Source organism: Rhizobium tumorigenes (assembly GCF_003240565.2).
Classification (GTDB): Bacteria; Pseudomonadota; Alphaproteobacteria; order Rhizobiales; family Rhizobiaceae; genus Rhizobium; species Rhizobium tumorigenes.
On record NZ_CP117256.1, the window covers coordinates 19,133 to 34,071 of the forward strand.

Here is a 14,939-nt window from a genome sequence, read left to right on the forward strand (position 1 = left end):
AACGTGGAGCTCACATAGCTAGAGCCGTCCAGTAGGGGTCTTGGGGAACCCAGGCATGAAGCCGTGCATCATGCCTGGACCAGATCGGTCGGCGGCGGAGCCGCTCGTCCCTTGAGGTTTAAGTGTGGTTTCCGACGCCCTTCGAAAGAGGCGTCAAACCTGGGCCATACCCCCATCGACGGCTATTTCTGCACCTGTCGTAAAGCTGCTCTCGTCACTTGCAAGGAAGAGGACTGCGGCCGCCACCTCGTCAGGTCTGCCCATACGCCCAAGAGGGATCATGCTGGACAGTGCGTCTCGGATTTCCTGTGAGGCCGCCGCCATCATCGCCGTATCGGTCGGTCCAGGGCTGACAACGTTAACGCGGATGCCCTTGCGGGCAAGCTCGTTGGCCCATGTGCGTGTGAACGAACGGACCGCGGCCTTGGTCGCACCATAAACGCCATATCCTTTGGTGCCGATATCGCCCGCGATGGAGCCAATCAGCACTACCGTTCCGCCGGGCTTCATGATGTCGATGGCACCCTGCACCGCGAACACGAGAGATCGCACGTTCAGGCCGAATGTTCTATCGAAATGCTCCCCGGAAATATCCTCAAGGGGTGCGTATTCGGATAGGCCTGCGTTCACGACAAGCACGTCGATGCGGCCTTGCTCTGATCGTATCTGCTCCATGACGCGCTGAAGATCGGCGTCGTTGCTGGCGTCCGCTTGGATCGTGATGATGCTGCCTATGCCGACTGGGTCTGGTTCGCTTTCCGCGCCCTTGCGGCTGGTCGCGTAGACTTGCGCTCCCTCTCTGGCGAACCTCTGAGACACGGCTCCGCCGATGCCACCGGCACCGCCGATAACGAGGGAGATCTTGTTTGCTAATCTGGTCATGTTAACTCCACCAACAATGATGAAGCTAGGATATATCCTCTATACCTACGGTCAATTACGCACTATATGTAAAGCAGATATCGAGGAGTATATCTATGCCCGCGGCGAACGAAGGTCCGATCATCAAAGCTTGCACGTCTCATAGCCACAAAGCTGTCTCCGCCGAAGCGTTGCTTGACGTGGAGAGGGCGCGGCCGGTGCTTGAGCAGATCGCCAACAAGTGGTCGATTCTGATCCTCACCGTCCTGTGTACCAGGCCGTCACGGTTCAACGAGATCATGCGGCGCTTGGACGGTATCACGCACAAAGCGCTCGCCGACGCATTGAAGCGACTGGAGCGCAACGGACTGGTTCGCCGTGAAGTGCTCACCACAACGACACCGGTCGGCGTCGAATATACCATCACTTCGCTCGGCCGCTCTCTTCAGCAGCCGTTCGAGGCACTCTACGCTTGGTCAATGACTTACGGCTCGCAGCTTGAACGCGCGCAAGAAGAATACGATCGGTTTCGAGTCTAGCTCGGTTGGGATCGGCCGACTTTGCATCGCCCGTCCGGGTGTGACCTAGTGCCGAAAAGTTTGTCCTCGCCCTGTGTCTGTTCGCAGTCCGCCTGTACAATGGTAATTGTCAAGTGACCTAACATCGTGAAGTTTTCCCAGCTGCCTAACGGGCTGACGCTCTACGGAGCCGAGGCTTGGCTCAATTCGTAGGCAGTGTCCGCGCGGATAATTTATGTCCGTCAGGATCGCGAAGATAGGCAACGAATGACCCGTTCGGGCGCTTAGCGGGCGAGCTCTCGATCGCGGTACCCCCATTCGCGGTGCCCGCTGCGTGCCAAGCTAGAACTTGGTCAGGGCTGGCAGCGGCGATGCCGATGGTCCCACCGTTGGCCACGGTAGCCGGTTTACCGTCGATCGGTGTCGTAACCATCAAACGATTGCCCTCATGAGCATAGATTAGCCTGCCTCTTACATCAATCTCGCCGGGCTTTCCTCCCAATGCAAGGAAGGTGGCGTCGTAGAAGATTTTGGATCGTTGCAAGTTGTTGCTTCCGATCATGACGTGGGTGAACATCTTCCATCTCCAGTGGGTTGACCAACCTAACCTAGCCGTTGTGTCGCGGCAAATCGCTCGATTTGCTTCACCTGGCAACACATTTTCTACGTCGCCGCGCGTGGAAAATGCTGGTCTGTCGATTACAAGGATCATCTGAAAGCACGCGGCTATCGTTGGTTCGACGGAAGCGAAGGCCGGCCGAAATCCTGGTGGATCGCGGTAGACGAGGCAACCTTGAGCCTGAGCCAAGCTACCTGCGAACCGAGATTTTCAATATCCGGAAGCTGATCCTCCGGCCGGCATCTCACGGCCTTCGACCGGTCCAGGGCCTGAGAAATCACCACGGCTGGTCCTGTTTTTCCCAAGGGCATGTGCCAACAAGGCTGACGTCAAGTGCCGTCATCGACCACCGCACTATTCCCAGAGGTCGAGACCAGTAATTTCAATGTCGTGAGGTCGAAAGCTTTGCCTCAGCTCATGGTAGAGTTGGTCCGCTTTTGCCTTCGGCGCCTTGTTCTGGATCGTGAGGTGCGGCTGCCAATTCTGCATGTTCTGCGGAAGCTAGAGGTACCCGTTGCTCTGGTGGATGACTACAATGTCATGCCGACGGAACTGGACATCGATAAGCCCGAGCATGTGTAGCACGATTTCAAAGTGAATTCCGGGGGCACTTTACCGTATGCCCCTCTTGTAGAATTACGTTGACAGAAGAGGGACGATTCAGAGTGGCTTAGGCAGGAGCGAGGCTCCTCCTGCAGCGGAAGTGTTGTGCTTAGACCTCAACGGGGAGCGTCCAGTCCGCAGGCCATCATATCTGAAGCAGTCGTTGATCATCCGGCCGACATATCAAATTGTGCCTGTCGAAGTCGCGCTCTGGATGAGAAGCAGTTCCCACATTTCCCCTCGTTACAGAAAATGGCAATCCGAACGATCCGGACGAAGGTCAGTGCGGCGTGATCGCATACCAATCCGCTCCAACCATCGGCGTTGCCAACCCAGCGCTTTTGTCTGGCATCCCTAACCCGCCCCGTCCTTGGACGGTCAACCCGCAACGGGTTGGCAGCTCCTGGGACCCCTCTGACTGCGCCGCCGAGGTGACTGCGGTGGGGTCCGGATCACAGGGGCGCAATCGAGCGGGAGTGGGCCCCGCCACCATATGGAGCCTTACATGGAGAAATCGGCATCATGCCCATCGCAGAGAATGACGGCAATGCAGACGCCATCATCAACGAATGCGATCCCTTCGCCTATGGAGCGGCGCATTGGCCGACCAGCCCTTCGGAGGAAGCGCGTGCCGCTTGCGCTGATGCGCGCGCAAGGGAGGCTTCGCCGCGAGCGTGTCCCGCAGATCTGCACATTGCAAACCGCGCCCTTGCGCGCTTGCACCTTCGCGGCCTGGGCGCTGACAGCCTGAACGTTCAGGAAGACGATAGGAGGAAATATGGAAAAGAAAGACATCGAAGCGCTGCGCGCCCGCGTCGGCTGCGCAGCCGTCCTCGAGCACGAGGGCTTCGCGAGAGACAGAAAAGAGAGCACGCGCCGGGCAGTCAAATTCCGCCGCGACCACGACATCGTCATTGTCATCCACGACGACAAGGGCTGGTTCGACGCCCGTTCGGAGGCCAAGGGCGATGTTTTTGCCCTTGCAAGCTATCTCCGGGGGATCGGGTTTGCCGAGGCCCGGGCGGTCGTCGGCGACCTTGCCGCGTTCCAGCCGACCGCGCGGGCCTGGAAGAAACCTTTCCGTCAGGCGCAGGTCATGGCTTCGGTGATCGCCCGCTGGAACCACAGAAGACGGCCTTCGCCTGGATCTGCGGCGTGGACGTATCTCGAGCAGCGCCGGGCGCTGCCAGGGCATATCATTTCAGCTGCGATCAAGGCCGATTTGCTTCGCGAAGGCCCCTATGGCTCGATGTGGGCAAGGCATGTCGATGAGGCCGGCGCCGTCATCGGCTGGGAAGAGCGCGGCGCCGAGTGGCGCGGGTTTTCCACCGGTGGCGCCAAGGCGCTCTTCCAGTTTGGAATGAATGACGCTCGCCGGATCTGCGTCACAGAGGCGGCGATCGATGCGCTCAGTCTCGCCGCAATAGAGCACATAAGATCCGACAGTCTCTATGTCAGCACCGGAGGCGGGTGGTCTCCGTTGACCGCGCAGGCGTTGGAAAACCTCGCTTCCGGGGAGGGCGCGTGGCTGGTCGCGGCGACCGACAACAATGTTCAAGGTGAGGTTTTTGCCGATCGTCTGCGCCAGATGGCGGACCGCGCTGCTTGCGATTTCTCGCGGCTACGGCCGGAAGCTGAGGATTGGAATGAGGAACTGAAGGAGAGGAGGGAGAGAGGAGAGCTGCCGCATACGCGGCCAGCGCATCAAGGGTGAAGCTGCCGCCCGCCTGATGGCGGCCCTTGACCCGCCGCCCGCGAGGCGCCGGCTGAGGAGGGGTGATCAAAGGACTGAATAAGGAGGTCGATCAGGCTTCCGCTTCGGTCCCCAACCCCAAAGGAGCAGCCGATGTTCAACCCTCCCACCATCCGTAAAGTGTTCGAAGGTGTGGCCAGCCGCCACGAGATGTATGCCCTGTTCAATCGCCACAGCCAGTCGCCTTTCGACGATAACAGGATGAATGGTACGCGATATATCGGCGAGTGGTTTGAGATATCCGAAGCCGATCACGACCACATGTTCGAGATCCTGCCGCCGCTGTTTTACCGCGGTGACATGTTCGCCATGCGCGAGTTTCTGGCCGCCAGCGTCACCAGCGTGTTCTTCGCCCTGACGATCGATGATTGGTCCCGATGGTTCCACGGCTATTGCGATCTGGGCGATCGTGAGTCGCCCAACCGGATGCGCGCCGAGATCATCACCCGCGAGTCCCGTCCGGTGCGCGCGATGAACCGACAGGAAAAACTCGATCATATCTGGAGCGCGACCGGTCCGGATTTCCGTGGTTATGCCGACGCTCGCTTTCCAGCCGATCTGCGCAATCGCCAGATCGTGCTCGTCTATCCCTCCGCTCAGGGGAAGATCTGGAAGCTGCTCGACGATCTGACCGACGAGGAGATCGCCGCCAAGCTGCCCGTACAATTCCGTCTTCTGCCGGAAACCCTCGCTGCCTGACGGCGGCCTTCATTTCCAAACCTCTACCATCCGCAGCCTGGCAACACCGCTTCTTCCCGCGAGTGTGCCTTGGCGCGCCCACTCACAGGAGTTTTCAATGGCGCATGACGATCCTTTCACCATCGACCTATTCGGCAATACAGCTCTCGCATCCGGTTTCGATCTCGGTATGCCGGCTTTCGCAGCAGACTTCGCGCCCGATATTGATATCGACCCCCGGTCCTCGACACCGGCGGCAGCCGGTCCGCTCCGCAAAGAATCGAAAACCACGCCACAGATGCGGACGAAGGTAAATTTCCGGCTGCAGGGTTCTCGCGGTCTCGCCAAGTCGTGGCGCGACCGGGCACGCGACAATATTGCCGCAATCCTGCTGGCCAACGAGATCGATCGTCACGGAGTGCCGGCCCGACCTGAACAGCAGGCCAAGTTGATCAAGTTTACCGGCTTCGGTGCTTCGGATCTGGCCAACGGCATTTTCCGGCGTCCGGGCGACGACGCCTTTCGCAAAGGCTGGGAAGAGCTCGGTGGCAATCTTGAGAGCGCCGTAGCGCCGAGTGATTACGCGTCTTTGGCGCGTTGCACCCAATATGCCCACTTCACGCCGGAGTTTATCGTTCAGGCCATGTGGATAGGTTTGATCCGCATGGGCTTCAAGGGCGGCCGGATCCTGGAACCGGGGATCGGCACAGGCATGTTTCCGGCGCTGATGCCGGAGTCGCTTTCGACGGTGAGTCATGTCACCGGCATCGAGCTCGATCCCGTCACCGCCCGTATCGTCCGGCTGCTGCAACCGCGGGACAAAATCGTTTGCGGCGATTTCGCGCGAATAGAGTTACCGGCGCATTTCGACTTGGCGATCGGCAACCCTCCGTTCTCCGATCGCACGGTAAAAAGCGATCCGGTCTTCCGCTCTCTCGGTTTTCGGCTGCATGACTATTTCATCGCAAAGTCAATCGACCGGCTGAAGCCGGGCGGCCTGGCCGCCTTCGTCACGTCGTCCGGCACGATGGACAAGGCCGATGCCCGCGCTCGCGAACACATCGCTGGCATGGCCGATCTCGTTGGCGCGATCCGCTTGCCCGAAGGCAGCTTTCGCGCTGACGCCGGCACGGACGTCGTTGTCGATCTTCTCTTCTTCCGGAAGCGCCGAACCGGCGAGCCGGCTGGAGACGACAGTTGGCTCGATCTCGCAGATGTCCAGGTGGAAGGCGAGGGCGGTTGCGTCCGTGTTAACAGGTGGTTCGCGGAGCATCCCGACATGGTGCTGGGCCGCCATGCCATCACCTCAGGTCCCTTCGGCGAGACTTATGCCTGCCTCCCGATCGGGGATGATCTCGAAACGAGCCTGAACGCCACGATCGGTCAGTTGCCCGCCGGCATCTACGCCGGTGAGGCGTCCACAATTGACTTCGCCCTTGAGGACGAAGTCGCGGAAGCCATGGCAGAGCGCCCGGATGATCCAAAGGTTCGCGAAGGCAGCTATTTCATCGCCAAAGGCGCGGTCTTGATGCAGGTGGTGGACGGCGTCGCGGTTCCGCTGGAGATCAGGAAGGGTCGCAGCCGCGATGGCATCTTCGTCAAGCATGCGCTGATCATCCGCAAGCTCATCCCGATCCGCGATGCGGTCCGCTTGGTGCTCAAGCTTCAGGAGTGCGATCAACCATGGCAGACGGCCCAGGTATCACTGCGCATCGCCTGGTCGAGCTTCGTACGAGAATTCGGGCCGATCAACTTCACCACCGTCTCGACATCGGAAGATCCGGAAACCGGTGAGACCAGGGAGGTCCATCGCCGGCCCAACATCGTGCCTTTCCGCGACGATCCTGATTGCTGGCTGGTGGCCTCGATCGAAGACTACGATCTGGAGACCAACACCGCCAAACCCGGCCCGATCTTCACCGAACGGGTGATCGCCCCGCCGGCGGCACCGGTCATCACGTCTGCTGTCGATGCGCTCGCCGTGGTGCTCAATGAACGCGGCCATGTCGATCCCGATCACATCGCCGAACTGCTGCACCGTAACGTGGAGGATGTGGTCGGCGCGTTGGGCGACGCCATCTTCCGCAATCCGTCCGACGGCTCCTGGCAGATGGCCGATGCCTATCTCTCCGGTCCAATTCGGGCGAAGCTTGCTGTTGCCCGCGCGGCCGCCGAGCTCGATCCAATCTTCTCGCGCAACGTGACGGCCTTGGAGCGCGTCCAACCTGCCGATCTCAGGCCCTCCGACATCACCGCGCGCCTTGGCGCGCCATGGATCCCGGCCGATGACGTTGTCGCCTTCATCAAGGAGACGATGGACGCCGACATCTCCATTCATCATTTGCCGGAATTGGCGACCTGGACGGTCAACGCCCGCCAACTGGAATGGTCGGCATCAGGCACGACCGAATGGGGCACCCACCGCCGCCATGCCGGCCAGCTCCTGTCCGATGCGCTGAACTCTTGCCTGCCGCAGATCTTCGACACGGTTCGGGACGCAGAGGTCGAGCGCCGGGTGCTGAACACGGTGGAGACGGAAGCCGCCAAGGAAAAGCTCGCCAAGATCAAGTCCGCCTTCCAGTCGTGGATCTGGTCGGATGCGGATCGCACCGACCGGTTGGCCCGGATCTATAACGACACCTTCAACAACATCGCGCCGCGAGCCTTCAACGGCGATCATCTCCAACTGCCGGGCGCCTCAGGCGCCTTCTCTCTTTATGGGCATCAGAAACGCGGGATCTGGCGGGTTATTTCGGCAGGTAGCACCTATCTCGCCCATGCCGTGGGCGCCGGCAAGACGCTGACCATGGCGGCCGCCATCATGGAACAGCGCCGGCTGGGCCTGATCAACAAGGCGATGCTGGTCGTGCCCGGCCATTGCCTCGCCCAGGCCGCGCGCGAGTTTCTGGCGCTCTATCCCAATGCCCGCATCCTGGTTGCCGACGAGACCAACTTCGTCAGGGAAAAGCGCCATCGCTTCCTGTCACGGGCCGCGACCGCCAAGTGGGATGCCATCATCATCACCCACTCGGCGTTCCGCTTCATCCCCGTTCCCTCATCGTTCGAGGCCCAGATGATTCAGGACGAGTTGGATCTTTACGAGGATCTGCTCACCAAGGTCGAACGCGACGACCGGCTATCGCGCAAGCGCATCGAGCGCACGAAGGAAGGTCACAAGGAACGGCTGGAAGCACTCGCCACCCGCAAGGACGACCTGCTCACCATCTCGGAGCTCGGGATCGATCAGATCATCGTCGACGAGGCGCAGGAATTCCGCAAGCTGTCCTTCGCCACCAACATGTCAACGCTGCGCGGTGTCGATCCGAACGGTTCGCAGCGGGCCTGGGACCTGTTCGTCAAATCTCGCTTCATCGAGACGAAGAACCCCGGCAGGGCGCTGGTGCTAGCTTCGGGAACGCCGATCACGAACACGCTCGGCGAGATGTTCTCCGTGCAACGGATGATGGATCCGCAAGCATTGTCGGAACGTGGTCTGCACGAGTTCGATGCCTGGGCATCGACCTTCGGCGATACCTCGACCGAACTCGAACTGCAGCCGTCGGGTAAATACAAACCGGTCACGCGCTTTAGCCAGTTCGTCAACGTGCCGGAACTGATTGCCATGTTCCGATCTTTCGCCGACGTCGTGCTGCCGGTCGATCTGAAAACCTATGTGAAAGTGCCGGAGGTCTCCGGCGGCAAGCGCCAGATCGTCACCGCCGAGCCGACGGCCGCTTTCAAGTCCTACCAGAAACAGCTGGACGCGCGGATCAAGGCGATCGAGATGCGCGATGGCCCGGCCAAGCCCGGCGATGATATCCTGCTCTCGGTCATCACGGCCGGCCGCCATGCGGCGATCGATCTGCGGCTGGTCGATCAGGCCATGGGCAACGAGACCACCAACAAGCTGAACGCGCTTGTCACCAACACCCACCGGATCTGGCAGGAAACGGGAGGGGCAGAGTATCGTCGCAAGGACGGCAAGCCGTTCGACCGGCCGGGCGCTGGTCAACTGATCTTCTCGGATCTCGGCACGATCAATGTCGAGGCATCCCGTGGTTTTTCTGCCTACCGATGGATCCGCGATGAGCTCGTCCGCCTTGGCGTGCCGGCTTCGGAAGTGGCCTTCATGCAGGACTACAAGACGTCGGATGCCAAGCAGCGGCTGTTCAACGACGTCAATGCCGGCAAGGTCCGCGTGCTGATCGGCTCGTCGGAAACGATGGGCACCGGCGTCAATGTCCAGGCACGGCTAAAGGCGCTCCATCACCTCGATGTGCCGTGGTTGCCATCGCAGATCGAACAGCGCGAGGGCCGCATCATTCGCCAGGGCAACCAGCATGACCAGGTCGATATCTTCGCCTATTCCACGCTCGGGAGCCTCGACGCCACCATGTGGCAGAACAACGAGCGCAAGGCCCGCTTCATCGCGGCTGCACTGTCCGGCGATACCAGCGTCCGCCGGCTAGAGGATATGGGCGAGGGGCAGGCAAACCAGTTTGCCATGGCCAAGGCCATCGCGTCAGGCGACGAGCGTTTGATGCAAAAGGCCGGGCTGGAGGCCGAGATCGCCCGCCTCGATCGCCTGCGCGCCGCCCATATCGACGATCAGCATGCGATCCGGCGCCAGATCCGCGACGCTGAACGGGATATCGAATTTTCCAGCCGCCGGATTGAGGATGTAGGCAAGGATATCGAGCAACTGGTCCCGACATCCGGCGATGCCTTTGTCATGCAGGTTGGTGAAGACACTTTCGACGAGCGAAAGCTCGCGGGCCGTGCGGTGATGAAGGAGATTCTAACACTGGTGCAGCTTCAGCAGGAGAAAGAGGTGATCATTGCCACGATCGGCGGCTTCCATGTCGCCTATCACGGCGAACGGTTCGGTAAGGATGGCTACCGCTACGAGACACTCCTTCAACGCACAGGTGGCGACTACGAGATCGACCTGGCCGTCACCACGACGCCGATTGGGGCCATCTCCCGGCTCGAGCATGCGCTCGGCGGGTTTGAACTGGAGCGCGGGGGCCATCGCAATCGGCTCGCCGATGCGAAACGTCGCCTCGCCTCCTACACGCCGCGTCTGGGCGAAAGCTTCTCATTTGAAGCCGAACTTGAGCTCAAGCTGAGCCAACTGGACGAGATCGAAAGGGATCTTGCGGCAACCGGCGACGAACCAGAGGAGGATCGCCAGGAAGTCGCGTGAACGGCGGCATATCTGCGGTCACTTGAAACGGGGTCGGACCATACACATCTATCGCTCATCACCCGTTTCGATGGTTTGCCTCACAGTGGCGATTGCCGCGCGTCTGAAATCGTCTGGGTTGGAAGGGCGCTCCCCGAAAGGGTCGAGCGCCCTTTGGTTTTTGGGCCCTTGAGCGTGCTATACTCCTAGCTTGTAGATCGCCGCATTGTCCTGCACATCTCGCAGGCCCTTATACGAGGCATGCCGTAACTTGCCGTCGTCGGTCCAGGCTCGATATTCGATCTCGGCAATCAGTGTCGGTTGAACGAAGACGGCCCCCTTCTTATCGACCGCAACCGGAGCACGCCTGGTCTTCAGCGTGTCGAGCATCCGGCGCAGTTCGATAGTGTCTTTCTCTTTGAAGCCAGTCCCGACCGAACCGACATAGACGAACGCGTCGCCCTGGTAGGCCGCGAGCAGCAGGCTGCCGATCCCGCCGCGTGCCGCGGTCGACGGCTCGTATCCGACAATCACGAAGCTTTCGCTCTGGATGCATTTGATCTTCAGCCAGTCGCCAAGCCGGCCCGAGCGGTAGGCACTGTCGCGGTGCTTGGCGATGATGCCTTCCAGGCCGTGCTCGCATGCAGCCGCCAGAAGTGTCGCGCCATCCGCTTCGACCTCCTGCGAGACGCGGATTACTCCCTCGCTTTCGCCGATCAGGTCTTCCAGGAGGAGACGGCGGCCCGACAGCTCCATGTTCGTCAGGTCATGCCCGTCGAAATACAACAGGTCGAATGCGTAGAGGATGGCATCGTCTGACGCTTGTCTGCCTCCGCGTCCGCCCAGTGACCGTTGCAGCGTCCCAAAATCCGATCGGCCCTCGGCATCAAGGACGACGGCTTCCCCATCGAGAATTGCCGTTCCTACGCCGAGCTTGCGCGCAGCGACGGCGATCGCGGGAAACCTGTCGGTCCAGTCATAACCGCCACGGGTGATGATCCGCACCGAATTCGGTTCGATGTGGACCGCCACGCGATAGCCGTCCCATTTGATTTCATAGATCCAGTCTGGTCCGGGCGGCGGCTTTGCCTTCAACAGCGCCAGGCACGGTTCGATGCGATCAGGCATCGGGTCGAAGGGAAGTTGCGGCTGCGCCGGATCGCGGGGTTTGCGCGGTCGCGAGCGGATCGGGAGATCCATCTCCCGCAAAAGCGGCTGGGATTTTTGGCGCGGCGGCTTTGTCATGGCCAGAGTTCAGCAGCAATTGCTTAAAATCGTGTGACATCGCTGGGACATGGAGAAGGGGAGAAAAAGATGGGGGAGGAAAAGGAGACGGCAACCGGTTCGCAAGGACGGTCCATCGGCAGACGGTTCCCTCAATCGCGCCGGTCGCCGAGACCGGGCCCGCTTGCCGCGCAAGGCAGGTGTGCCTCGCTCTCCCGCAAGCCAGGTCTGCTCCGGCACAATTGCAGCCACTGCCCCGCCCTGCGGTTCGCAAGATGTCTTCGAGAAGAAGACGAGGAGGCAAGGACAGTCCGTCCGCCCGAAGCTCAAAGAGGTCATTCCCATGCAGATAATTACAGCCGATCCGCGCAGCCTGAAGGACAACCCCAACCGTTCGCGCCAGTCGAAATCCTCGCCGCAGTCCGATGCGCTGCTCTGCGCATCGATCCGGGCCATCGGCGTCGTGCAGCCGCCGATCGTCAAACTCGATCCGGAAGGCGGCAACAGTTACATCATTGTCTTCGGTCACCGCCGAGCCGCCCAGGCCATTGCCGCCGATCTTATGGAAATCCCGCTGCTGCTAGCCGATCCTTCCGACGATCTCGCCGCCATGCAATCCTTTGCCGAGAACATCGCCCGCGAACCGCTGAACCCCGTCGATCAGTGGCGCGGCATCGAACGGCTGGTGGCTCTCGGATGGACCGAGGAGTCGATCGCCATGGCGCTTGCGCTCCCCAGCCGGCAGATCAGAAAGCTGCGGCTTCTGGCCAACATCCTGCCCGCGATGCTCGACCAAATGGCGCGTGGCGATATGCCGAACGAGCAGCAACTGCGCACAATCGCCGCCGCCGGCCAGGCCGACCAGGCCGAGGTCTGGAAGAAGTACAAGCCAAAGAAACAGGACCCCCAGGTGTCCTGGTGGGAAGTGGCTCGCGCCCTGACAACTTCCCGAATGCTTGCCAAGAATGCACGCTTCGGTGACGACCTGGCGAAGGCCTACGGCATCACCTGGGTCGAGGACCTGTTTGCACCCGCCGACGAGGACAGTCGCTATACCACCGATGTCGAGGCGTTTCTCGGTGCCCAGCAGGAGTGGCTTGCCAACAATCTGCCGAAGCGCGGTTCTATCATCGAGGCCAATGAATACGGGCAGGCCAAACTCCCTGCCAAGGCACAACAGGTCTACAGCAGGCCTGGGAAGGGCGACCTGACGGGCTGGTACATCAACGCGCGCGATGGCTCGGTTCAAACCGTCACCTATCGCATGCCCGAAACAAAGAAACCGACGCCGGGCAAGGATGCCGATGGTGTCGAAACCCCCATGGAGGAAGTCGAGGCTTCGAAGGCGCGGCCAGATGTGACCCAGAAGGGTCTCGACATGATCGGCGACCTGCGCACCGATGCCCTTCACGAGGCGCTCGCGCGCTCACCGATCGAGGACGATACGCTGACGGCGCTGCTGGTCCTTGCTCTCAGCGGGCAGAACGTCACGATCGCCAGCGGCGCGTCCGACAATCCCTCCGGTCATGCCAAATGCGCACCGCAGGCGGCCCGGCTGATTGGCGAGGACGGCAGGCTGTCCTTCGATCGCGAAACCCTCGGGCAAGTCGCCCGCTCCGTCCTGATCGAGGTGCTGTCGCTTCGCCGCAATCGCTCCAACAGCGGACTGGTGGCTCGCATTGCCGGCGACGCCGTAGGCGCTGACCAGTTTTTGCCCACCATGGCGCGCGAGGACTTTCTCGCATGCCTCTCGCGTAGCGCGCTGGAAACCGTGGCGGAAGCGGCAGGAATTCCCGGTCGCATCAAGGTCAAGGATATTCGCGCCGCTGTGGTCGAGCACTTCGCCGATGGCCGCCTGATCCTGCCGGCGGCAGCGATCGCAGCGGATCGCGCCGAGGTTCTGGCGTGGGCTACGCGTTTTGCGCCTCCGATATCCGGTCTCGAGGACGATGACGAGACCGACGCAACGACAGAGGACGTCATTCCGCCGTCTGATACCACCAGGGCCATTGACGACGACGGTCTCCGCGAGGCGGCCGAGTAGCCCCAGACATCAACCCCTCTGTCCGCCGCCGGCCTGCCGGCGGCGGACATGTCCCATCCGAGGACTGCAGCACATCGTGTCCGCACGATCTCCCCTTGACGGACAGACCCGCGCTGAGCTCGCATCCGCTCTGGTCGGCGACTTCGCTTTCGCCACGATCCCGACAGACACCGGCTTTTACCTCGCCACGGCAGGGCGATTGGCGAGACCTACCAGACGTGGACGATCGCCTATTTTCACGACAGGCCAAACGAGCCGGTCGGCGAGGCCGCCTTGCGGCGCACTGGCGAGGAACGGGCGATCCGTGTCGGCCAATTGGCCGATCTCGATCGCAGAACCCTATCCGCACGGGTGTCGATGCGGTGGGGGCCGTCGCAGCACGCCGTCCGTTGGGCCGATGGCATTGTTGCCCACAGCACGGCCGGCCATGGCGGCTTTGCACCTTCCCCCGAGCGCAACAGGCTGGATTCCTTCAGATTTGCGCGTCGGGCGTGGTTTTACGAACAGGACTGCGCCCGGGTGGCCGTGGTGATCGCCTTGCCCGATCTGTTCACCGCGTTCGAGAAGCGCCATGTGGACGACATTTTTGTGCAACGTCTATCCGCAAGTTTGGGAGGATCGACGAGGCAAATTTCTGGAGCCGGGGCAGATGCGCGGCAAGGGCCGCAGCCGCTTCGAGCGCGACAATGCCGGCCGCTGGGTGGTAATTTCGGCCATTCAGCCGCGTCACCATCCGGGCTTCGTCGAATGCATCGTGCCATTGGCCCGACGGCGGTCGACCGAACCTTTCATGCCGGCAGATGAGCAGCGGCGCTATCTGGTCGCCGAGACCGCCAACATGCGAACCCCTCAAGCGTCATTGGCTGGGACAGGACGTCAGGCGCCGCGCCAATGGCGTCCGCCAAACAGGACCAGCGCAAACTCAAGCCGGCGGTCGACGGAACCGTGGCATGCGCACGATGCTGGTGCCGGCCGTTTTGTGTCTTGCCGAACGCCACGCGTTGGATCGGCAATTGCCGGGTTTTCCAGCCTGCGCTTGAGGACGAGCCGGTCGAGCCGCGCTGACATCTCGGCCATCGCGCCGAGAGGCGATCGACGGACCCACCGTGGGGCGGTTGTCAGCCCGGGCCGGCAACGCGCGGCGCTGACATGGGCGCTGTCGTCCGGTGACCGGCAAAGACGTCAAGCCGGCTCCGGCACCGGCCCTCGGATTGCTGCGGTCTGAACCGGTCGCGCCCTGGTCCAAGGTCGCGTTCCGCGCCGCGGGGCGGCAGGATCGACGCGCGCTTCGCAAGGCGCGGTCGCGTTCGCTGCAGACCGCGGTGCGGTCCGCATCCCCCGCAACCCAACCCAGCTCGTCCGCATCGTCCTGACCTTGGGCCAGGCCGCTTGCCCGGTCCGTGTCGACCGCACCCGAGGGACGGTGCCGGAAAACGGCAGACCCGGGCTTCGCT

The 14,939-nt window shown here is 61.6% G+C and carries 10 protein-coding genes and 2 pseudogenes; 8 read left to right on the top strand and 4 right to left on the bottom strand.

Annotated features, from left to right (window positions below; genetic code table 11):
• Positions 1–153: 153 nt before the first annotated feature.
• Positions 154–882, bottom strand: coding sequence for an SDR family NAD(P)-dependent oxidoreductase (locus tag PR017_RS17830; RefSeq protein WP_111217245.1), 729 nt, complete (start codon positions 880–882; stop codon positions 154–156).
• A gap of 95 nt (positions 883–977) precedes the next feature.
• On the opposite strand from PR017_RS17830, the gene PR017_RS17835 reads away from it, so the two are divergent.
• The gene (locus tag PR017_RS17835; protein ID WP_111217247.1) at positions 978–1,400 is read left to right on the top strand and encodes a winged helix-turn-helix transcriptional regulator; all 423 of its coding nucleotides are present in this window, start codon (positions 978–980) and stop codon (positions 1,398–1,400) included.
• 181 nt (positions 1,401–1,581) lie between these two features.
• Here the strand turns inward: PR017_RS17835 and PR017_RS17840 are convergent, their stop codons facing one another.
• A complete protein-coding gene (locus PR017_RS17840) occupies positions 1,582–1,956 on the bottom strand; it encodes a VOC family protein (protein WP_111217249.1) in 375 nt (124 codons plus the stop codon).
• A 120-nt stretch (positions 1,957–2,076) separates the two neighbouring features.
• Here PR017_RS17840 and PR017_RS17845 point away from each other — a divergent pair.
• Positions 2,077–2,271, top strand: a pseudogene (locus PR017_RS17845) (3'-5' exonuclease); the annotation flags it as partial.
• 81 nt (positions 2,272–2,352) lie between these two features.
• On the opposite strand, the gene PR017_RS28320 reads toward PR017_RS17845, so the two are convergent.
• A complete protein-coding gene (locus tag PR017_RS28320) occupies positions 2,353–2,487 on the bottom strand; it encodes a 2'-5' RNA ligase family protein (protein ID WP_341798959.1) in 135 nt (44 codons plus the stop codon).
• 892 nt (positions 2,488–3,379) lie between these two features.
• Here PR017_RS28320 and PR017_RS17850 point away from each other — a divergent pair.
• The 3 genes from PR017_RS17850 (at position 3,380) to PR017_RS17860 (ending at position 10,238) form a co-directional block, all read left to right on the top strand.
• Positions 3,380–4,315 carry a DUF3991 and toprim domain-containing protein gene (locus tag PR017_RS17850; RefSeq protein WP_111217251.1) on the top strand — a complete coding sequence of 312 codons (936 nt, stop codon included), beginning with the start codon at positions 3,380–3,382 and terminating at the stop codon, positions 4,313–4,315.
• Between the two features lie 132 nt (positions 4,316–4,447).
• A complete protein-coding gene (locus PR017_RS17855) occupies positions 4,448–5,053 on the top strand; it encodes a DUF1419 domain-containing protein (protein WP_111217253.1) in 606 nt (201 codons plus the stop codon).
• A 97-nt stretch (positions 5,054–5,150) separates the two neighbouring features.
• Complete coding sequence (locus tag PR017_RS17860; protein ID WP_111217255.1) at positions 5,151–10,238, top strand: helicase-related protein; 5,088 nt, start codon at positions 5,151–5,153, stop codon at positions 10,236–10,238.
• A gap of 177 nt (positions 10,239–10,415) precedes the next feature.
• Here PR017_RS17860 and ligD read toward each other — a convergent pair whose 3' ends face one another.
• Complete coding sequence (gene ligD, locus PR017_RS17865; protein ID WP_111217257.1) at positions 10,416–11,462, bottom strand: non-homologous end-joining DNA ligase; 1,047 nt, start codon at positions 11,460–11,462, stop codon at positions 10,416–10,418.
• A 322-nt stretch (positions 11,463–11,784) separates the two neighbouring features.
• On the opposite strand from ligD, the gene PR017_RS17870 reads away from it, so the two are divergent.
• The 3 genes and pseudogenes from PR017_RS17870 (at position 11,785) to PR017_RS17875 (ending at position 14,710) form a co-directional block, all read left to right on the top strand.
• The gene (locus PR017_RS17870) at positions 11,785–13,485 is read left to right on the top strand and encodes a ParB/RepB/Spo0J family partition protein (protein ID WP_111217372.1); all 1,701 of its coding nucleotides are present in this window, start codon (positions 11,785–11,787) and stop codon (positions 13,483–13,485) included.
• 357 nt (positions 13,486–13,842) lie between these two features.
• Positions 13,843–14,016, top strand: a pseudogene (locus tag PR017_RS28440) (DUF7007 domain-containing protein); the annotation flags it as partial.
• 40 nt (positions 14,017–14,056) lie between these two features.
• Entirely contained in the window at positions 14,057–14,710 is a 654-nt protein-coding gene (locus tag PR017_RS17875; RefSeq protein WP_111217259.1) for a hypothetical protein, read from the top strand.
• Positions 14,711–14,939: the final 229 nt, after the last annotated feature.